At 40.0% G+C, this 21,724-nt stretch carries 16 protein-coding genes and 1 tRNA gene; 13 read left to right on the forward strand and 4 right to left on the reverse strand.

The genetic code is table 11. From position 1 onward, the window contains the following. Nucleotide 1 precedes the first annotated feature (1 nt). The 3 genes from lptF (at nucleotide 2) to FAX86_RS20960 (ending at nucleotide 2,857) form a co-directional block, all read left to right on the forward strand. Nucleotides 2-1,075, forward strand: coding sequence for an LPS export ABC transporter permease LptF (gene lptF / locus FAX86_RS20950; protein WP_144395455.1), 1,074 nt, complete (start codon nucleotides 2-4; stop codon nucleotides 1,073-1,075). Between the two features lie 3 nt (nucleotides 1,076-1,078). Further along, entirely contained in the window at nucleotides 1,079-2,152 is a 1,074-nt protein-coding gene (gene lptG, locus FAX86_RS20955; protein WP_144395456.1) for an LPS export ABC transporter permease LptG, read from the forward strand. Between the two features lie 279 nt (nucleotides 2,153-2,431). Continuing rightward, nucleotides 2,432-2,857, forward strand: coding sequence for a hypothetical protein (locus FAX86_RS20960; RefSeq protein WP_144395457.1), 426 nt, complete (start codon nucleotides 2,432-2,434; stop codon nucleotides 2,855-2,857). Nucleotides 2,858-3,097: 240 nt separating this feature from the next. Here FAX86_RS20960 and FAX86_RS20965 read toward each other — a convergent pair whose 3' ends face one another. Beyond that, nucleotides 3,098-3,583 (reverse strand): RDD family protein, encoded by a 486-nt coding sequence (locus FAX86_RS20965; protein ID WP_144395458.1) that lies wholly within the window; start codon nucleotides 3,581-3,583, stop codon nucleotides 3,098-3,100. A gap of 132 nt (nucleotides 3,584-3,715) precedes the next feature. Between FAX86_RS20965 and FAX86_RS20970 the strand changes: the two genes are divergently transcribed. The 4 genes from FAX86_RS20970 to FAX86_RS20985 all read left to right on the forward strand — a co-directional run bounded on the left by FAX86_RS20970 (nucleotide 3,716) and on the right by FAX86_RS20985 (nucleotide 8,331). After that, nucleotides 3,716-5,002 (forward strand): nucleotide sugar dehydrogenase, encoded by a 1,287-nt coding sequence (locus FAX86_RS20970; protein ID WP_144395459.1) that lies wholly within the window; start codon nucleotides 3,716-3,718, stop codon nucleotides 5,000-5,002. A 24-nt stretch (nucleotides 5,003-5,026) separates the two neighbouring features. Beyond that, complete coding sequence (locus FAX86_RS20975) at nucleotides 5,027-6,040, forward strand: NAD-dependent epimerase (protein WP_144395460.1); 1,014 nt, start codon at nucleotides 5,027-5,029, stop codon at nucleotides 6,038-6,040. Nucleotides 6,041-6,133: 93 nt separating this feature from the next. Then, nucleotides 6,134-6,220, forward strand: a tRNA-Leu gene (locus FAX86_RS20980). 1,445 nt (nucleotides 6,221-7,665) lie between these two features. After that, nucleotides 7,666-8,331 (forward strand): hypothetical protein, encoded by a 666-nt coding sequence (locus FAX86_RS20985; protein ID WP_144395461.1) that lies wholly within the window; start codon nucleotides 7,666-7,668, stop codon nucleotides 8,329-8,331. A 343-nt stretch (nucleotides 8,332-8,674) separates the two neighbouring features. Here FAX86_RS20985 and FAX86_RS22330 read toward each other — a convergent pair whose 3' ends face one another. Together FAX86_RS22330 and FAX86_RS20990 are read right to left on the reverse strand one after the other, a co-directional pair. Next, nucleotides 8,675-8,845 (reverse strand): hypothetical protein, encoded by a 171-nt coding sequence (locus tag FAX86_RS22330; protein WP_164503699.1) that lies wholly within the window; start codon nucleotides 8,843-8,845, stop codon nucleotides 8,675-8,677. A 20-nt stretch (nucleotides 8,846-8,865) separates the two neighbouring features. After that, on the reverse strand, nucleotides 8,866-9,054 hold the full coding sequence (locus tag FAX86_RS20990) for a hypothetical protein (RefSeq protein ID WP_144395462.1): 189 nt from the start codon (nucleotides 9,052-9,054) through the stop codon (nucleotides 8,866-8,868). 641 nt (nucleotides 9,055-9,695) lie between these two features. Here FAX86_RS20990 and FAX86_RS20995 point away from each other — a divergent pair. The 6 genes from FAX86_RS20995 to FAX86_RS21020 all read left to right on the forward strand — a co-directional run bounded on the left by FAX86_RS20995 (nucleotide 9,696) and on the right by FAX86_RS21020 (nucleotide 21,262). After that, nucleotides 9,696-16,940 carry an RHS repeat-associated core domain-containing protein gene (locus tag FAX86_RS20995; RefSeq protein ID WP_144395463.1) on the forward strand — a complete coding sequence of 2,415 codons (7,245 nt, stop codon included), beginning with the start codon at nucleotides 9,696-9,698 and terminating at the stop codon, nucleotides 16,938-16,940. 3 nt (nucleotides 16,941-16,943) lie between these two features. Next, complete coding sequence (locus FAX86_RS21000) at nucleotides 16,944-17,396, forward strand: hypothetical protein (protein WP_144395464.1); 453 nt, start codon at nucleotides 16,944-16,946, stop codon at nucleotides 17,394-17,396. Between the two features lie 803 nt (nucleotides 17,397-18,199). After that, the gene (locus tag FAX86_RS21005) at nucleotides 18,200-18,682 is read left to right on the forward strand and encodes an ABZJ_00895 family protein (RefSeq protein WP_144395465.1); all 483 of its coding nucleotides are present in this window, start codon (nucleotides 18,200-18,202) and stop codon (nucleotides 18,680-18,682) included. Nucleotides 18,683-18,819: 137 nt separating this feature from the next. Further along, the gene (locus FAX86_RS21010) at nucleotides 18,820-19,725 is read left to right on the forward strand and encodes a fatty acid desaturase (protein WP_144395466.1); all 906 of its coding nucleotides are present in this window, start codon (nucleotides 18,820-18,822) and stop codon (nucleotides 19,723-19,725) included. Between the two features lie 116 nt (nucleotides 19,726-19,841). Further along, nucleotides 19,842-20,231 (forward strand): hypothetical protein, encoded by a 390-nt coding sequence (locus FAX86_RS21015; RefSeq protein ID WP_144395467.1) that lies wholly within the window; start codon nucleotides 19,842-19,844, stop codon nucleotides 20,229-20,231. Between the two features lie 68 nt (nucleotides 20,232-20,299). Then, nucleotides 20,300-21,262 (forward strand): ribonuclease Z, encoded by a 963-nt coding sequence (locus FAX86_RS21020; RefSeq protein WP_144395468.1) that lies wholly within the window; start codon nucleotides 20,300-20,302, stop codon nucleotides 21,260-21,262. A gap of 115 nt (nucleotides 21,263-21,377) precedes the next feature. On the opposite strand, the gene FAX86_RS21025 is transcribed toward FAX86_RS21020, so the two are convergent. Continuing rightward, entirely contained in the window at nucleotides 21,378-21,683 is a 306-nt protein-coding gene (locus FAX86_RS21025; RefSeq protein ID WP_246128708.1) for a putative quinol monooxygenase, read from the reverse strand. Nucleotides 21,684-21,724 lie beyond the last annotated feature (41 nt).

The following is a 21,724-nucleotide window of genomic DNA, read 5'->3' on the forward strand; positions in this document are numbered from 1 at the left end:
TGTGCGATTAAAAAAATACCTCAATAAAGAGGTTTTATTGGCATCCTCTGCCGTTCTGAGTATTTTGCTGCTTATTTTTTCAAGCCAACAGTTTGTTCGCTTTTTAGGCGACGTTGTCGATGGAAAAATTGCGCCATCTTTACTCATCGGTATGGTTGCTTTGCAAATGCCTCCTTTAGTTGGATTTCTACTTCCTCTGGGATTTTTTCTGGGAATTCTTTTAGCCTTTGGTCAGCTCTATGTTGAAAATGAATTAACGGTTGCTCGCAGTGTCGGCATTGGCAATGTCGCTTTGGCAAAAATGCTGTTACCAATGGGACTAACTTTTACGTTTATTGCTGCGTTTTTTAGTTTGTGGGTTGCGCCCTGGGCGGCTTCAACTCAGCAAGATTTGTTAGATGAGCAAAAATCTCGTTCAGAACTTTCATTTTTAACACCGGGCAGATTTCAAGTAACGTCCGACGGCAGTGGTGTTATGTATGCTGCGCAAGTCGCTAATGATAATGAGTTAAGACAAATATTTTTTGCTCGACTGCCTGATGAAGAATTGAAAAGCTGGAAAATAATTTCAGCAGAATCCGGTAAGGCCAAAAGCTTAAATCAAAGAAATCAATTAGTGTTGACGTCGGGTCAGCGCTACGATTTGCCGGTAAACGATTTAAGTTGGAGCATTATGGGATTTGAACAATATCAAATGACCCTACCGGTTCAAGTGGATGAGGTGGGCAAAGGAAAGTTAAAATCGGTCGCGACTTTGGATTTGTTGTCTGACTTATCCCAAGAGCACTGGGCTGAATTTCATTGGCGCTTGGCTATTCCTTTGAGCATTCTATTGTTGATGCTGGCAGCCGTGCCGCTGTCCCGGGTTGAACCAAGACAGGGGAAGTTTGCGAAAATGTTGCCTGCCATACTCATTTATATGAGCTACATGATTTTAATTATTTTAACGCGAGGCTTGATCGAAGATGGCAAACTGCCGGGTGTTTTGGGAATGTGGTGGGTGCATTTTGGGTTTCTTGCTTACGCTTTGTGGCAGTACCGTCACTCTCATCGTAAACACAAAAAGAAAAGGTGATTTGTGATTCGGTTAACTCGACTTGATAAATACATCGGCCGTCAGGTTCTTTTCAGTGTTTTGTTTACAGCCCTCATTTTAATTGGCTTACGAACTTTATTTACGCTGCTCGATGAAGCCGGAAAAATCGGGCAGGGGGATTATCATTTTGTTGATGCTCTTTACTATTCATTATTGCTCATACCTGCTCGCCTTTATGAGTTTTTTCCCATGTCGGTATTGATTGGTGGGCTCTCTGCATTGGGTGTATTGGCAGCACAAAATGAATTAACGGTAATGCGTTCTATTGGTATTCGAACCATCACGATAGTAGGAAGCGCCGTTAAAGTGACGATTGTGTTAATGCTTTTTGTATTTATTGTTGGTGAATGGCTATCGCCTGTGGCGAGCAGTAAAGCGCAACAAGGACGAGCAGCTTCTTTGAGTGGAAATCACCTCCAGGCTTCTGGTCGCGGTATATGGGCGCGCTCTGGTAATGATATTTTGCATATGAAAGGCGTCATCAGTGATAAAAAATTACGCGAGGTAACGTTATTTCGCTTAGATAACAACGCTCATCTTATATCACAAGTATTTGCTAGCGATGTCATTTATAAAGGCGAACAGTGGGTATTTCAAAATGCTGTGATTAAAACACCAAAAGAAGATCGAATTGAACAACAGCAAATTCCTCAATATGTTTGGAATGGTGATTTAGAACCCAAACACGTCGATGTTTTAACCGTTGAGCCCGAAGTGCTTAACCTCCGTGGGCTTTTAGATTATCAGGTGTATCTGGACGAGAACCAGCTGGACAGCCGACGTTACCAACTCGAGTTTTGGCGTAAAATAGCGCAACCTTTTTCATTAATCGTGATGATAGTCTTGGCCAGTTCTTTTATTTTTGGACCAATGCGTTCTGTAAGTATGGGGGCAAGACTTATGACCGGTATTGTGGTTGGATTTACCTTTCATATTTTTAATAACTTTTTTGGGCCTATTAGTCTCGTCTATAAATTCCCGCCAATAATGGGGGCCATTATGCCAATTTTAATCTTTGCGATCTTATCGGGTTATTTGTTAAAGCGCGCTAAGTAGTCGAAGAAATTTAACGTGATTGATCATAGATGTCCGCTCACAAGTATTGTTGATTTAAGAGTGGATAGAGAGAGGCAATTAGTCACAGGGGATTCAAAATCCCCCGCCTTGTTGAGCTCAGTAAAAAAGACTTTCAACTGAAATCAAATCAACGGTTTTTGCTGCTCTTTATTCTTTGGCAGTTTGGGTAATTGAACGAGGTATGCATCAACAGCAATGTCATGCCAGCCTCTTATTTAATCAAACAGAACGAAACTGTGCTGAAATGGGAGTTTGTTAATGAGTTATACTAAACTAGTTTTTCTTTCACTTTTTATGCTAGTGAGTTGTATCGAGTCAGCTAGTTTAGATAATAGTGAAGTTCAAAACTCGGATGACGATATCGGCCTTAAATCAACTGTGACGTATATAAATACAAAATTATCGAAGAAGCAATGTATGAATGCTGTGAGAGCTGCTCGATTAAAATTATTTGACTCAAGCTCAGATCATTTCGAACATATTATTGACGAAAGCTATTCATTTAACGTCGGATATCTAGATATTGAAGTACTTTGTTTGGATAAGAATGATGTTGTGGTCATTATGGTTGCTAATTTTTCATCGAGTATTGAAGGTTCGGTTGAATATGTTAAGCATTTTCGAAAGCATGTAGGAATGAAAATGATGGAAACTGGGGAGATAAAAAGCCTTGAGAATTTTTAAATCTTCTTAGGTTGCGGGTAGATGCAATTTGATGCTCTTTTTAGAATGAAATTAATCGATTTTAAGAAAAAAAATTTCCGAATATTACTTTAGAAAAGCATCTAAGTTCTTGAAAAATATGAGGGTGTTTATAAGAGGTATATTCGGAAGCTACGGGTTAACCTATTGATTTTATCGAAGTTGAGCTTGGATTCAAAATCCCCCGTTATGTTGAGTTCAGTAAAAAAAACTTAGCTGAAATCAAATCAACGGCTTTTGTTGTTCTTTATTCTTTGGCAATTTGGGTAATTGAACAAGGTATGCATCGACAGCAATGTCATGCCAGCCTCTGTGCTCTGAATCAATAAAGGCCCAGATATTGGCAATACCGCCGAATGATAGCAGGGCTCGAATGATTGACTCTGCATAGGTTAGCTTGCGACCATCAGCTTTCAAAAGCTGAATTCTCCATGTTCTCATACCAACAGTTTGCCCGCCTTTAGTCCAGCAGTAGAGATAATAAATGGAGGTGCTCAATACGAGGTAGGTGATCCAAAGTGGATGAGAGCCAATGGAGGCTGAGATCTCATTGGCAGGTGCGCTCCATACCAAGTTAACAAGACCAAGACCGATGGCGAAAACAAGAACGAATACGCCAGCAGCGGGTAGCCAATCGTAAATCCAGGCGAATAATCGCTTCCATGGAGAGGCGGGAGATACGGTGATTTTTTCGGCAGTTTGAGCCATACTTCTCGGTTCAGTGAACAATTTGGCGGCTAGATTAGCAAAATACTAAAATTTTTTCTATTGCGTGATACAATGCGCGCCAACCAAAAAGGAATGAGACTTCGTACTCAAAATTTACCAATCGAGGACCCCATGTCGCACAATCGAAAAGTATCTGTTATTGGACTTGGCTATGTTGGATTGCCTGTTGCAGTAGCCTTTGGAAAAACTCAACCTGTGGTTGGTTTCGATATTAACGCGCAACGCATCGAAGAGCTGAAAAAGGGAATTGATCGTACGCTTGAAGTTGAAAGCAACGATTTACAATCTGCAGACATCGAGTTTACTGATAGCACTGAAGTTTTAGCGAAAGCAGACTTTCACATTGTCGCAGTTCCAACTCCAATTAATGAGGCACGAAAGCCCGACCTACGCCCGATGTTATCGGCGTCAAAGACGGTTGGACAAGCACTTAAAAAGGGCGACATCGTCGTTTTTGAATCGACGGTTTACCCTGGAGCAACCGAAGAAGATTGTGTTCCGATTTTAGAAGCTGAATCGGGACTAAAATGCGGCACCGACTTTTTTGTTGGTTACTCTCCCGAGAGAATTAATCCGGGTGATAAAGAGCATACCTTTACCAAGATTACTAAAATTGTATCTGGCCAAGATGAAGCCACTTTGGAAACTGTTGCCGAAGTTTACGAAAGTGTTGTCACCGCTGGTGTATTTCGTGCCTCAAGCATCAAAGTGGCAGAAGCGGCGAAAGTTATTGAAAATACCCAACGTGATTTAAATATTGCTCTGATGAATGAGTTGTCGCTTATCTTTCAAAAAATGAATATTGATACTCTTGATGTTTTAGAAGCGGCTGGCACTAAGTGGAACTTTTTACCTTTCCGTCCTGGATTAGTTGGCGGCCATTGTATTGGTGTTGATCCTTATTACTTGACTCACAAAGCAGAAATTATCGGTCATCACCCCGAAGTGATAATGGCTGGCCGTCGCATTAACGATGATATGGGAAAAACCATTGTTCAAACTGCGATGAAAAAGCTGATAAAAAATGGTATTGATGCCAGTAAAGCGAAAGTTGGCGTCCTTGGTTTAACCTTTAAAGAAAACTGCCCAGATTTAAGAAATTCTAAAGTAATCGATATTATTACAGAGCTACAAAGTTTTGGTATCGAGCCGGTAGTGCATGATCCCATGGCTGATGCCGAAGAAGCCAAAGAAGAGTACGGAGTCACTTTAGCTGCCGATAAAGATTTGGAAGGTTTTGATTTGATTTTTGTTGCCGTTGCTCACAGTCAATACAACTCTCTATCCATGAATGACTTTGAAAAGGTGCTGAAACCTAATGCTCACATCGTCGACATTAAAGGTATTCTCGATCGTGATGCTTTTGCCCAATCAAGTTTTAATCTTTCTAGAATATAGTATCGGGTTAAGGAGAGCAGACAAGTGTCTAAAAAGATTTTAGTGACCGGTGCAGCAGGTTTTATCGGTTCTCATGTCAGCCATTATTTACTGGATCGCGGTGACACCGTTGTTGGTCTTGATAATTTAAATGACTATTACGATGTTAATTTAAAGCTGTCACGTTTAGAGCGGCTGAAAAGCAAAGAGGCTTTTTCTTTTGTAAAACTTGATGTTGCAGACAAAGAAGGCATTGCTGCTTTGTTTGAAGAAGAAAAGTTTGACTGCGTAGTGCATTTGGCAGCACAAGCGGGCGTGCGATATTCGCTGGAAAACCCGCACGTATACATGGAGTCCAACATTGTAGGCCATTTGAATATTTTAGAAGGATGTCGCCACAATGACGTCGGTCATTTAGTGTATGCGTCATCGAGTTCTGTTTATGGTGCCAACACATTACAGCCTTTCTCTGAGCACCATAATGTAGATCATCCCATTTCGCTTTACGCCGCGAGTAAAAAAGCCAACGAGTTAATGTCTCATTCGTACTCTAATTTATTCGGTATGAAAACAACAGGTTTGCGCTTTTTCACGGTTTACGGTCCTTGGGGACGACCCGACATGGCCTTGTTTTTATTTACGAAGGGCATCATTGAAGAGAAGGCCATCGACATTTATAACAATGGCGATATGATTCGCGATTTTACTTATGTTGATGATATCGTTGAAGGCGTCGTTCGTGTGATGGATCATCCACCAGAGGGCAATGATGATTGGTCGGGCGACAATCCGGACCCTGCAACGAGTTACTGTAATTACCGTGTCTTTAACATAGGTAATAACAGTCCAGTTAAATTGATGGAGTTTGTCGAGGCAATTGAATCTGCTGTGGGTAAAAAAGCCATCAAGAATCTAATGCCAATGCAGCCTGGTGATGTTCCCAGTACTTGTGCTGATGTTTCTGAGTTAGAAAAAGCGGTCGGATTTAAGCCAAATACGCCGGTTAAACAAGGTATTCAAAACTTTGTGGACTGGTATCGCGACTACTATAAGGTTTAATTGAGTAAAGCCTAATCAATCGCAAATTTAATGTTGCATTAACTGAGTGATTGATTATAATTGCCCGCTCTTAAGCATTACTGCTTTAGAGACGCCAGAGTGGTGGAATTGGTAGACACAGGGGATTCAAAATCCCCCGCCTTTGCGGGTGTGACGGTTCGAGTCCGTCCTCTGGTACCAAATTTTAAAAACCGATCCAAAGTGGTCGGTTTTTTTATGTCTGCGAATGATTCAATTGAACGAAACTTTAAATTATCCCGGGTGTGAGGGCCAAATTGTCGGACCATCGCGTCCATACTCTGGTACCCAATTTCAAAAACCGATCCAAAGTGGTCGGTTTTTTTATGCCTGCGAATGATTCAATTGAACGAAACTTTAAATGATCCCGGGTGTGACGGCCGAATTGTCGGACCATCGCGTCCGTCCTCTGGTACCCAATTTTAAAAACCGATCCATAAGTGGTCGGTTTTTTATGTCTGCGATTTATTCAATTGAACGAAACTTCAAATGATCCCGGGTGTGACTGCCGAATTGTCGGACCATCGCGTCCGTCCTCTGGTACCCAATTTTAAAAACCGATCTAAAGTGGTCGGTATTTTTATGTCTGCGATTTATTCAATTGAACGAAACTTCAAATAATCCCGGGTGTGACGACCGAATTGTCGGACCATCGCGTCCGTCCTCTGGTACCAAATTTTAAAAACCGATCCAAAGTGGTCGGTTTTTTTATGCCTGCGATTTATTCAATTGAACGAAACTTTAAATAATCCTGGGTGTGACTGCCGAATTGTCGGACCATCGCGTCCGTCCTCTGGTACCAAATTTTTAAAACCGATCCATAAGTGGTCGGTTTTTTATGTCTGCGAATGATTCAATTGAACGAAACTTTAAATTATCCCGGGTGTGAGGGCCAAATTGTCGGACCATCGCGTCCATACTCTGGTACCCAATTTAAAAAAATCGATCCAAAGTGGTCGGTTTTTTATGTCTGCGAATGATTCAATTGAACGAAACTTTAAATAATCCCGGGTGTGACGGCCGAATTGTCGGACCATCGCGTCCGTCCTCTGGTACCCAATTTTAAAAACCGATCCAAAGTGGTCGTTTTTTTTATGTCTGCGAATGATTCAATTGAACGAAACTTTAAATGATCCCGGGTGTGGCGGCCGAAATGTCGGACCATCGCGTCCGTAATTGTCTCTTTATTTCTTAGTCTCTACTGTAGAAACTTTTGCAATTCTCCGGTGATATGTGTGCACTTGCGCAAGTGTTTTATATTCAGATGTGTTTTACTTTTTCGCAAAAGCTCCCTCAAAATCAGAAGTGCCTATTTCTTTTTAGTCATGAAAAGTAAAGTCGGGTTTTAAACTATTTGATTTAAAATCGGTTAATGAGAGACTTTGCTTTCAAAACCTGTCGATACTGCCAGTAGCAGTAAATAATACTAATAACAGTTTCATTACGCTTTCGAATTATTGTCTATATTATTTCTACATATCGTTTACTGTTTAGAAGTCGCTAATCACATTTCGCAATAAGTTGCGCTGTTGATGAATTTTTTAGGCTGACATAGTAGCACTTTGGTGTTCTCAAATAGTGATAAAAATATAGAGATGAAGTTTCTAATGAAAACAAATTTGAATCTATTACTTCGACTATCGCTTACTGCGGTGTTCTTTTTATTATTTAGTGCTTGTACTTCTATTCCCATAAAAATTCAGAAAATGAAAGTTAAGGAACATGAGCCTAAGCTTTCAAAAGTTGTTCTATTACTAACGGATTCGGATTTTTCAAACTTTAAACATGAAGAAAAAACATTGGTTAACGACTGGAGCTATAATCTGGGATATTACTTAACCTATGCAATTCATGATTCGTTGGGGGCAATATTTGAAACTACAGCCCAGGCAGGATCACTTGGAGCATTGGATAGTTTTGACCTCGTTATAAAACCTACTGTCATTGATTTTTCTGCACCGCTTCCTTTAATTCCGGCCATGCATACTAAAACCAAAATTACTCTACAGTATGAGGTGACTCCCAAAGCACCTCAAAAGCCTTTCCGCTTGATTGCAACAGGAACCTATGAAGTCCTGAATAATGAAGATGAAAAAGTTTACAGTTCACTTATATTTAATGATAAAAATACTTATGAAAAAAGTTCTTGGTTTCCTAATGAAAATTCTCAAGAATATAGAAAATATGCTGCGAAAGATGCCTACATAGCCATTTATCATGCGCTAACAAAACTAAATGATCAGTTATTACTAAAACTAAAAGATAGCGAATAAATAAAATCGTGATAGCTTGAATTTTTTTGTATCTAGTTTTTGATTGGATTTTAGAGTAAAAGGGAATTGTTATATTGGAAGTATCTTGATGCTGCTATTTGGTTCTATAATATTTGATAGGTATTTATAGAAGTTTTTGTTTTTTGGTATTCGCGCTTAGATATCCGCCTTCTAGTTGAGAGTATTGGGTATATTGAATGAAGAAAGGAATGATGCTTTTGATGAAAGGTTTCAATTTTTATTTAAAGACAAGATTGATATTTAAATATCACTAAAATCGGATAGGCCGTTACTCTAAATACTTAAGAACAAAAAATTGCCGTTTAATACTAAACGGCAATTATTAAATAATGAGTGATATTAGCATCGCGATGGAAACAGAAGTTGTACCTGCTGTTGCGTTTTCTGGGTGTCGGAATTTCCGTAATATCAGTGAAGAACCGAGACAAATAGCGCCCCAAATAAAAAACATAATTGATAGCGCACCTAATAATGCATCCGTTGTAAAATCCATTTTCTGTCTTCCTTTAAATGTTAAGCGACGTCTTTTAGTTCGTTCGACAATGCACAAAATAATTTAGCGTTTCTTTCAGCTTCGCCATAAGAGTTGAAAGGGCCAAGTAGTTTTTCGCCGTTGATTTTTAGAAACCAACCTTTTGCATCACTGTAAATTAGATAGCTATCAGGCTTTGGCAACATATTGTTAGTTTGAGTCTTCATCATCCTATTCCTTAATTTAAATAACATTCCTAATGAGACTTCGGTGTCTCAGAATTGGCGCGCATTATAAATGATAACTGGGTCACAAATAAATAGGTGAAAAATACATCGAAACAAGATTGTTTTGAATGATTATTTGTTCGACACCGGACTAACTTGCCTTTAACGGGTTTTTATAACCAATTGAATTTAAAGCAAATAATGCTCTTTTTTGTATTTTTCTACTCAAAAAACGACCCCATATTTAACGTTTCTGAACATTTTTTCGTGAAAATTTACGCTGATTCAGCGGCGCTTTTAAGAGATTGCTTACAGGATTACTCGGCAATGTCCTTATCTTGAGTGTTTATGGCTGTTGAGAGATTCCAAGCAACGGAGAAAGAGAGTTGGTTGAAAAGTAGAATGGATTTAATAGATTATTTAGGGGGTTCTAGAAGGGGATTTATTAGGACCCTATGAGGACGTTCAAACGCTATTGAAGGCCGAGCAAGAAGAATTACCGCGCTGCCTATCTATTCAACCGCATTGCTCAAGTTTTCTTACAGAGCTGTAAATATTAACATCGCATAGTGCAATATTTGTCTATTTGATAGAATCCGCGCAATTTCAAATTAAGTCATCCGACCTCATTACAAGGAAACGCAATGCGCAGTTTGTCATCTCGTCTCTTTCTTATTGTTTTTACAGCCATTTTTATCTTAAACGGAGCTGCAAGAACACCAAATTTCAATGATACGATTATCCCACAGGCTCCCGGGTCTTTAACATTTGCCAATTATTCGGACAAAGACGGGAATTATTCGGTGAGCTGGCCTAAACCAGCCGATTCTCGTTATTTTGAGCTGGAAGTTAAAAATGTTTCAGCTTCGAGTTCCAGTTATACCCGTGCTTACATGGGAGTGGAGCTGAGTTACACGGTTACTGGACAAGCTCCCGGCACTTACGCTTATCGAGTTAGAGCCTGTAGTTTTGCCGGATGTTCAACGTATCGTAATGGTGACCATAACGTTGTCGTAGAGAGTCCGATACCGCCTTCGACGCCTTCATCCATATCGTACGTCGACCATGCCGACAAAGATGGTAATTTCTCTGTTAAATGGGGCACGTCTGCTCGCGTTGATTATTTTCAATTATTCCAACAGAAAAACAGCGGTAGCTTCACTAAAATTTACCAAGGCAATGCATATGTTAAGACATTAACGGGCTTAAGTGATGGACTGTATACCTATCGCGTTCGAGCTTGCAATAACTACGGTTGTAGCTCTTATAAAGCAGCATTAACAATGGTCACGGTCGATACAACGGCCACAGGTGATTGGCGTACCATTTCGGCATCTCCCATTTTTCCGTCAGCTAATTTAGTTAACCCAGCAGTTCCAGCGCATCAAACAACGATTGGCGCAGTTCCTGGTGAAGGTGGCGTGTCGGGTGGAGCAGCTTCGTATAACATACCTATTCAATTGCCTCCGGGCCGAGCTGGCATGGAGCCCAATGTTTCAATTAATTATTCCAGTAACTCGGGCAATGGACTTGTTGGTCAAGGTTGGAGTTTATCCGTCGGTTCCCGTGTTAGCCGGTGTGCGAGTACTCAAGCGCACGATGGGCGTACTGTTTCTGTAACTTATACATCATCCGATAAATATTGTCTCGACGGTCAAAAGCTGATTCAAAACAGCGATGGGTATTACTATCCAGAATTAAACCCTCGCACTCGAGTGACTTTACAAGGTACTTACACCAACCCAACGGGTTTTTTAGTTGAGTTGCCTAACGGTAATCAACGAATCTACGGTGGTGCTAATAACTCTTCGCATAAAGCGGTGGACGTCAATGGAAGTTCACTTAGCAAAACACGGACTTGGGCGATTAATAAAGAAATTGACCGTGCGGGTAACGAGATTGAATATTTCTATAAAAATCAAGGATACGGTGAATATGTTATTCGAGACATTTATTACACTGGATTTAATGGAGTAAAAGGAGATCGCCGTGTCCGATTCCTTTATGAAGTTAGAAATGATGCAAGCTTTTTCTATTTAGCGGGCGGTCGAGTTTCTTCAGGGACACGCTTATTACGTGTTGAAACTTATGTTGGTAGTCAAGCTATTCGTAAATATGAGCTTGATTATAATTACAGTACAACCAGTGGAAAAAGTTTATTATCAACTGTCGAGCTTTGTGCTCAAGACATACACTCCATTTGGCAGTGTTTACCGAAAACTGAATTTCAATGGCAGCAAGGTGAGACACAATACCGTATTGAAAAAATTCAAGATCAAGAACCGCTTATTTGGGATAATTGGCCGCAGCCATCTGCTTTAAGTCTATCTTCATCGAATGACTACAATGGTGATGGATTTAGAGAAGTTAACATTACTAATGACAAAGCAGATACGCGATACAGAGTGTTATTTGATGCTGAAGGTAACGTCACGAATGTCTCTGAATCTGAGCTTGAAATGACTTTGGAAGTTACTTATGACGGAGTTTCTGATACGGAATATTATGAGCCACCCAAAGGCATTGATTTTAACCATGATGGGTTAATAGACGGATACAAGTACATTAATCAAGCGTCTGATTTTTCGAGTGGCGAACTCGCTTTTACATCAGCTGTTTTCGATAAACAAACGGGCGAGTTTGTTCGAGAAGAAACTCATCCCACGGGACTTGTTTTAGGTCAGCCTTATGCAGAGGGTTTCACGAATCCTGTTCCTCAATTACCGATTGTGATGGACTTAAATGGTGATGGTAAACTTGATTTACTTCACAATGGAGTGGACCCAAACAATGCTAATCGTCGAGTGTTATGGCGTTACCTAAACATTGGATCAAAAGTCACTGAACCTCGATTTGACAGCGGTAAAATAATCGCTCGATACCCTTACATCGTTCAAAATGGACCTCGAGCTTTAAGCCATTGGCAAAAAAGTCGCTTTGACTTTGATGGTAATGGTATTCCCGATATTTTCATCAAAGGTATTAATGGCTCACTTAATAAGAGTCGCATTCTATTTGGATATGTAGGCGCTACTGGCTCGTTGTCTTATGTCGATACGGTAATCGATCAAGACCTAGGTTTCTTAGACCGTGAGCAACCGACTAAAGTCTACAACCAATTTCTTGATTTGAACGGCGATGGATTATTGGATTATCTGTTTGTTGATAACACAGATTCAACGAAGTCTTGGCGTTATAAATTAAATCTGGGCGGTACTTGGGGACCGACCATTGATACTAATGTAACGAGAGGGTTAGAAGTCCCTCTAGTGACTAATGCAGATAAGTTTACTCCTAAATATGCAGCTGCTTTTAAAATTGGTGATTGGGATAATGACGGTTATCTCGATATTTTGGTACCGAGCGATCGTGTAGAAATTTACTGCTTAAGAAAAGATGTTGCTGATGGCGGATTTTCCGATATCAAAGCGACAAAAGAATACATTTGTGCCGACCAGTCATCGGGCACGTATGGTAAATCGTTGTACCCCTCTCATGCTGATAAAGATCGTTCTTTGTACGAGTACGACCAAATCACTTTTAAGCCGAATCGTAACGGTACAATTCGGGTCGAAACGAAAGATCTAGACTTAGTCTTATCTGCAGCTTCTAAATATTCCGATATGACCGATTTGAATGGCGATGGTATTACCGATATTGTTGTTCGTTTTGCAAAAGGTCATGCGTTATCCAAGATGATTGGTGATAACACGGTCTATACCGAAGGGCTAGGAATTTATGTCGTTTGGGGTAAAGGTGTTAATTCAGACTCAACGTCTAAGCGCGGTTTAAAACCCGACTTGATGACGAAGGTTATCAATGGTTTTGGTTTTGAAGATCAATGGACTTACTTGCCATTAACGCATCCGGGTTTGGGCGGTGATAAACATCCCTTTTATGAAGCCGACTACGATTATTTAAGTGGTGAAGATTATAAAAATTACAGTCAGTTTATTGAAGGCAGCCATATGGTCGCTTCGTATAAAAAATCTAACGGTGTTGGTGGATTAAATGAAAAGCGCTATTTTTATAAAGGCGCAGTGATAAACCATTTAGGTCGAGGTTTCCAAGGGTTTAAAACCATTGTTGTGGAAGATAAAGCTTCAGGAATACGCTCCATTTCCGACTTCCATCAATTTTTCCCATTGGCTGGGAAACAGGAAGAAACGCGCTCTTGTTTAATCATTGATGATGCCTTGTGTTCAACGCCATTTTCTAAAACAACCTCTGATTACGATACGGTATCGCCAAAAACAGGTACGTTTATTAGTTATTCAAAAGAAGTGAATGCGTACAGTTACGAACTCGATTCACGAAATATTGAATACACGCATACAAAGAAAGCGGTTGAAACGATTGATGATTGGGGTAATGTAAAGAAGCAATCACAATCGACGAATGATAAATTTGGTACGTATTTGGTGCGCACTTGGCAAAACTATAATGTTAATGAGGCGTCATGGTGGATTAATAAGAGATTATCCAAAGTTGTTAAGCATTATCGAACGACGGTTACCGAGGGCATCGATGCGGGAACGCTTAACAAAGATTATTCCGTCAATACGTATTTTGAAAACTGGGATACGACGCTTCGTAAACCGCAACAAATACGGACTACGCATTCCGATGTAACCAGTGCTAACCATACTCAACGCTTTGTCTTTAATGATCATGGTTTACCAATTCAAACGAGTACGGTTGCAAAAGTATTAAAGAACGATAATGTTTGGGAAGCAAATGTACGACGCGTGCATACTGGATATTCCGACGATGGTTACTTTGTAAAAACAACCACAAATTCATTAGGACATTCTACAACGAAACTTACTCGTGCTAGCGATGGCCAAGTTTATCAAGCAACCGATTCCAATGGCATAACGGTTTTGAATAAATTTGATGCGTTTGGGCGAGAGAAGAAAGCAGAAACGACCGGAGCTCCTAGTTCGTTTTCTCGGATATTACCGTGTTCCGATGTTTGCGACAACGTTGCATTCGTTCAAGCGAGTTTTCAGGCAGGAAGTCCGACAGCTTATGCGTACGTTGATAAATTAGGGCGAACAATTCGCACGAAAACCGAATCGTTGGACGGCCAATGGCTTTTTACCATGACTCAATACAATCGGTTGGGTCAAAAGTCGTTTGAGTCACAACCCTGGTTAGGAACGGAAAGTTCACGCGACGCGATGAATGGAATGTCGTACCAGTACGATAAACTGGGCCGAGTCATCTACAAAGAAGCCGACAGCGCCGATGGTTACGATACCAAAACTGTCTATTCGCACAGCGGGTTAACGACCGATATTTCAGTCAATAATGGTGAGTTGACATTATCGCGCAGTTACAACTCGAAAAAACAATTAATGGAAACGGTCGATGCAGAAAATGGTCGCACGCGTTATGCGTACGATGCGATGGGCAATCCTTTGGTTATCGAAGATGCTAACGGCAGTCGCATTACGGCATCGTACAACGCTGCCGGTCACAAATTGTGGGTTGATGACCCTAATATGGGGCGTAAAACATTTGAGACCAATGGTTTTGGTGAAGTTGAAAAAGAAACCGATGCGAATGGCGATGTGTTGACCTATGAGTACGATGTATTAGGCCGAGTGATTACACGATTTGTTAATGGCTCGGCAGATGCGACCTTTGTGTTTGATACCGCCAGCAATGGTAAAGGGAAGTTAGCCTATCAAGAGACGGGCAACGGTGATTATCGAGCAGCCTTTACTTACGATACGTTGTCGCGACCCGTTTTACTGACAGAAACCGTTGATGGGCAAGGTTCTTTCACTACAGAAACCATTTACGACGACAATTATGGTCGAGTATTGGGCGTGGTTTATCCGAACGATTTTGCGCTACGCTATGAATACAATGACCGAGGCTATCAGACTAAAACCGTGAATGCGGTCAGTGGTTACGTCTATGAAGAGGTGACCGAGCTTGACCAATTTGGTAATTTAGTCGCTGCTCAATGGTCGAGCGGAAAGATTGATATTTCTGCGGCTTACGACAGTGCCGATGGTCAAATGAAATATTTGGGCGCCGAAGTGAATAATGCAAAACCTTATGAAGTTGAGTACGATTACGGTTCGTTCGGTAATTTGATGTACCACACGGTGCATTATGAGCGAAGCGGAATCGCGCTGTCTCGTCAAGAGAGTTTTCAATACGATAAATTGCACCGTCTTGAGCGTGTGAGCAATCCAAGCTTAACGGTGAACTATAATTTTGATGCGGTCGGCAACTTAACATTAAAAACGGATATGGCAGGCAATAATACATTACAGTACGGTACCGAAAGCCGAGGCACTCGCAATGCCGGCCCGAATGCCTTATTGCGTGCTTACAACAAGACGAAATCGACTTGGGAAAATTACAGTTACGACAATAATGGTAATCGAATCTCCGGTGGTGGAAAGTCGATTGTGTATAACGCTCACAATAAGCCCACCAATATCACGCAAAGCGGCGTGAGCATCGCGTTCGATTATGGACCAGATTTACTTCGATTCCGTCAACGGAAAGAAGTAGGAACTCAATCGACCGAAACCTTGTATCTCTCTGGTGGAGCTTATGAGCGTGTTGAAACGGAGAACAATAACACCCGTGAATCAACCAATGTGCGAATATCCATTGGCGATGTTGCGGTTCTTAAGTTCTCCGACCATCGCACGCGCGGCAAGTATGCAACCATTGGCTATACGGTGCGAGACCGTTTAGGTTCTGTGCGTGCGGTACTTAATCATAACGGAACTGTGACTGAGTTTCGAAGTTACGATGCCTTTGGTAAACCACGAAATGGTGATTTTACGTTGGCTGCCAAGCCTTGGATAAGTGCGCTTTCAATTATGAATAGCGATGGTCCAATTACACCGCGTGGCTTTACCGATCATGAAAACTTAGATGAAGTTGAACTGATTCATATGAATGGCCGTATGTACGACTTTAATACCGGTCGGTTCTTAAGTGTTGACCCCTTTGTTCAAGCGCCGGATAACAGCCAAAGTATGAATCCTTATTCGTATATTATGAATAATCCATTGGCCGGTACCGATCCTTCTGGTTATAGGTCTTTATGCGATGTTAAATCACAATTGAGCTGTCCTTCAGGTGAAAAAAATTCAAACAAGAGTAATCAAGTAGAGACAGAAGGTGAGAATGGAGCAGTAGAGTGGGTTGGGCCTGATGCGAATACAGGGCAAAGTGAAACGAAAGAAGTGATTCAAACGACGGCGGGTCATGACCTGCAAGAGTCTGATGATCTGAGGAGCAAGTTTACAATATCTAAACTGGAACTTACTCTAGCTGAACTACAAGAGTTGCATGACTATATGTATGAAAACTCTGTGAATGGCATGTATGCAGATAGTTGGGGCTTTACCTACTTTGATGAAAATGGGAATATATATAAATCCCAATCACGTGCTGAGATAAGTGGAGCGATTGAACCAGTAACGCCAGTTCTTGATTTAGTGGGTGGAGGCACACTAAAGGTTAGTATTACAGCTGCGAAAAGTGCAATTATAAGAAAACCTACTAGTTCAGTTACAAAGAAGGGAAGTACCGCCTTAAGACCTGTAGGCCAAATATTAGAAAGTGTAGACGACGTAATGGCCAACCCTCGATTGCTAAAAGGAATTAATCCAGCGCAGTTGATGTCCAGAATAAAAATATCTGACAAATGGGTTGTTGGAAAAATGAAAAAGACCAGGAGTGAGGATAAAGGTTTCACATTGAGAGAAATGAATAAACGCGGAACAGATTATACAGATCGCTATATTCAGTACCATCCAGGAAGTAGAAGGCATTTTGGCGGCAAACCATATTGGAAAGTTTCATCAGGAAATGGTGGAACTGATAGATTTCCTGTGAAAGGGGACTAAATAATGAATATCGAGAATGAGATTATTCCAGGAAAAAGTTTAGGTGGAATAGAGCTGGGAAGGAATGTTGCTGATTATTCCCAGTTACTGGAGTCGAAAGAGCTTTCAGAGAAGTTGCGATATAAGCAAACTAGTATCTATTCGACTAGATATTGGGTGGAAGGAATACCAATTGAAATAAATGTAGACACTAGAACAGGTGTTATTTATAAGATATCTGCAATTAATGGTTATAAAGGGGCACTCAACTCTTCAATAAAAATTGGTACACCTGTAACGGAATTAATGAAAGCGAAACCAGATTTTTATTATGATGAATGCGACGAAGCGTTCTATTCAAAAGAGGTTGATGGCATAGCTATCGAAGTTGACGAAGATGACCCTTTACCTGAAGAGTTGATCGAACTAAAAGTAGAGGTAATTACTGTATTTTTACCTGAGACGTTTAAGCCATAAATTTGTATTCTAAAGCCCTTCGGGGCTTTTTCTTTGCCAACTAATTGTAATTTAAATAGTTATTTTTAGGTTTTACTTGTTGTAAAACACACCAGTATATTTTTAATGCGCTCGACATTTTGCTCTTTGGTCGATGCTTTAAGATTGGAGTAAATACGACTTATCGTTCACTTTAGTTGGTTTTCTTCGTGTATGCTTCAGGAGTTTGAAGGAGAGAATCAATCTTTTGTAGTTTCTTCCGAATATTAGTATTTAAAAGCATCTAATTTCTTGAAAAACATGAGGGTGTTTTTAAAAGGTATATTCGGAAATAGGTGTTAACTTATTGATTTGATTGAAGTTAGGTTAGGATTCAAAACTGATCTGTTAAGGTCGGTTTTTTGTTTGGCCTTTTTATTTAAGATTGTTTTAAAGATTCATGTCTAACATTGTTTTAGAGAAAGTAGATGGAAATTAAATCGAAATATTGCTGTCCTAAATGTGACAAAACCATCTTTAATCGACGTATTGCTGTTTGCGAGTTCTGAGGCACCGATTTACCAGCTTCATTACTAAAAGATGATTTGGTCATTAAAAATAAAGAGTAGCTCGATAGTTTGAGAGGTTAGCTCAAGGAAATCAATAAGCCGAAAAACTATCGAGGTCCGGATGGTGATGATTTTGAACGGGAAGATCTCTTAGATATAACTTTTGATATATTGGGTGATTTTTGATGATGTATAAAGATATTTATTCTTTCCTGTAATCTCGATAGAAATGTGTAGCATACGTATTTTAGTAAAATATTTTAAAGGCTTTAAAAAATGACAAAAGAAATATATAAATCACCTCAATCAAATATAGTTGAAGAAAACAAGGTAGTTGGTGAGTTCCCGTCTCCGCTTATTATTGGCTTATGGTTAACGTTAGCGTCGTTGCTAATGGGAGTGGTTTTAGTATTGATTGAGTTTTTTGTAGGAAAGGAATTACCCGGAGCCAATGCGGTGACTACGGTTTTACCCGCGATGTTAGTGGGATATTTTTATGGACAAAAGTTTGGTGTTTTATTTCCATCCAGATTGCGCCATTTGTCGATAGCTGTCTGGTTTATACTTAATGCTATTGTTGTCGGAGCTTATTTTGCCGTTTTTTTTGAAGGGTTTTCTCAATCAGGCATTTTCAAGATGCTCAAAACGCCTATGTTTATCGGTATTATGGTTGTTGTGTTTATTCTCATTTACTTTGTTAGTTATTTTGTTTTTAAGCAAGGTGAAAAAAGTGGTGTTAAGCAGCGACAAAAGAAATAGCAATGCATTACTTGACCCCTAAGCCAATCATGCGCTTTTAGTTTTTAAGAGCTTTCACTCTAATCACTGGTTAATATGAACTACAATAGGATTTGAAAGAGTAAAATATTTAATCAATTCAGCAGGATGACAATGCTATGATGGAGCCCGTTATTCGAGTCGATGGCAGTGACGCCAACCCAGTGCAAGGTAAGGTAGTGTATGACCTACCAAAACTCTTCTGGAACCTGGGTATGATAGTTTTAGCTCTAGTCTTCGCACCATTGACTTTGAGTCTTTCTTCCTTTCTTCTCTTCTTGATTTTGACTTATTTGACTTTACTTATCGGCCATAGTGCCGGCATGCATCGGATGATGATTCATCGAACTTTCGAGTGCCATCCGTTTGTTGAAAAAATATTGATATACATTGGTGTATTGGTGGGTATGTCAGGGCCTTATGGCATTATTAAAATTCACGATTTACGAGATTGGGCGCAACGGCAAAAAAGTTGTCACGACTTTTTTTCTCATAAGCGTGGATATTTTCAAGACATTTGGTGGCAATTAACGTGTCGCTTTCAATTCGAACGTCCGCCAAAAGTAGTAATTGAAGCTAAGTATAAAGATGATGCTTTCTACCAGTGGCTGGGATCAACTTGGCGTTATCATCAGATTGCCGTTGCTGGAATATTGTTCTGGATTGGTGGTTGGAGCTTTGTTGTCTGGGGTGTTTTTGTGCGAGTGGCAGTGAGCATTGTTGGTCATTGGACGATAACTTATTTTTGCCATAACCCAGGACCTGGACAATGGCGAGTAAAAAATGCTTCGGTGCAAGCATCTAACATTCCTGGTCTTGGAATATTAACTTACGGCGAATGTTGGCATAATAATCATCATGCGTTTCCTGAGTCGGCAAGAATTGGTATTTATCCGGGGCAAAATGATCCTGCATGGTGGTTTATTCGATTTATGGCAACTCTAGGGCTTGCAACAAATATTGGAATACCAAGAAGTGAGACGTTAAGGGAAGACCTCGAGAATATTCATTCTGCAAATTATTAAACTGTAAAAATATGTAGAGGTTTTGGAATTGTCAGTGAGTTAAAAATGGAGACGGTAGTTTTTGAGCAAAGTACTTTGCAAGGTTTGGTTAATCGGCCATCAAGAATACCCAAACGTTGTTAACGGTTGTGCTGGTCTCTATTATATTGGCCATTGTTTTTGGTACAGAACAAAAATCAATGCCGGTTGAGGTTATCGCATTGATATTTACTCTTCCCGTTGTCATTGTTATTTGGTTATTAGTGTTTAATAAAGGTGCGAATCGATTAAGTGTTTATCGAATAGTGTTAACTGACCAAAATATTTTAGTCTCGAGGTCTGATGATGAGACACAGATGAATTGGTCCGATATTTCAGATGTTAAAATATCGAAGTACCTTAATAATTATGTTTGTTTAATGTCTTCCGACAATCGACGCCTTGAGTTTGACTATTACGCTTTCGATAATAATCAACGAGCAACAATATTTGCTTATTTGCAAAAGTACGTTGGGTATAGTGGTTAAGTAATTTAAACTCAATGTTTGAGAATGTAAAATCTAATTCTTTTAGTTGATGTGAAAGGAATGCTTGAATGGAAGTGTGTTTTTTAGGTACTTCATCTGGAGTGCCCACTAAATCGAGAAACGTTACAGCAATTGCCCTAACCGAGAGTAAAGGCAAAGACTGGTATTTAATCGATTGTGGCGAAGGGACTCAGCATCAGCTATTACATACAAAGCTTTCATTAAATGCTTTAAAAGCAATTTTCATCACTCATGTTCATGGGGATCATTGCTATGGATTACCCGGCTTGTTAGCTAGTGCCGGCATGAGTGGCAGAAAAGAACCGTTTGTTATTGTGGCTCCCAAAGGAATAAAGGAGTGGGTTGAGTCCGTTCAAACTCATACTCAGTTGTATTTGCCTTATGAGATTCAATTTATTGATACGGAACATTATAAAGCACAAATCTTTGGTCAATTTAAAGTACAAACTACAGCACTTTCTCACCGTGTGCCATCCTATGCGTATAGCTTTACTGAGCATCAGGTTGATATGCAACTGGATTTTGAAAAGCTTAAAGCTTCAGGGTTACCGCAAGGACCGCTTTGGGGAAAGCTAAAGTCAGGCATTGATGTTGAGTTTGAGGGCAAAAAATATTTGAGCAGAGATTTTGTAAGAACAGTTGGCTTTCCAAGAAAGGTCGTTATTGGTGGTGACAATGACAGTCCAGAGCTTTTGAAAGAAACGTGTAAAGAAAGCCACATTCTTATCCATGAGTCGACCTATACAGAAGAAATGAAAATTAGAGCGAAAGAAGTCGGGCACAGTTACGCTAAGCAGGTGGCTTCATTCGCACAAAGTCTTTCTATACCAAATCTAATTTTAACGCATTTTAGTCCGCGCTATCAGTTAGATTCTTCGAGCGGCGACTCTCTCGAGACTTTGAGGAGCGAAGCTGAGTCAGTATATGATGGAAACTTGAATATGGCGTCAGATTTTGAATGTTATCGTTTGGATAAGTCTGGCAAAGTAATCGTTAGTAAGACGGCTTGAAATTCGACACTCTAACTCTCTGTAAAGTAATAACTAAACCAATGAAAAAAGTTTCATTGGTTTAGTTTGGCACTCTATGATTTGTATTTCAATTAATAACTACTTAAGCTCATTATTATCCAGATTTTTTAACTGCTAAAACATTGGCCATTAAAATATCGGGCGATTTTGTTAACCAAAGGTCGGCTTTGGATAATAATGCCTCAGCGATTTTTCCTTCTAAATGTAGATTTCTTCCATCTTCATTTTCAAACGTATCGAAAATGCCAAATTGTGTTTCTGACAATTTTATTGCGAACCAAGAGAGGGTTTCCACTTCTTGATTAGCGAGTTCAATTGCGCTGGTTAACAGAGCTTCGACATCTTGTGCGTATTCGGGTTTAGCGTCTAGTAGAGCGAGAATTGCTTTGTTGTCATTCATGATTATGTCCTTAGTATTTGTTAGTGAGAAGCCAGTATACG

The sequence above is a fragment of the Pleionea sediminis genome, from assembly GCF_007570825.1.
In the GTDB taxonomy this organism is placed as follows: domain Bacteria; phylum Pseudomonadota; class Gammaproteobacteria; order Enterobacterales; family Kangiellaceae; genus Pleionea; species Pleionea sediminis.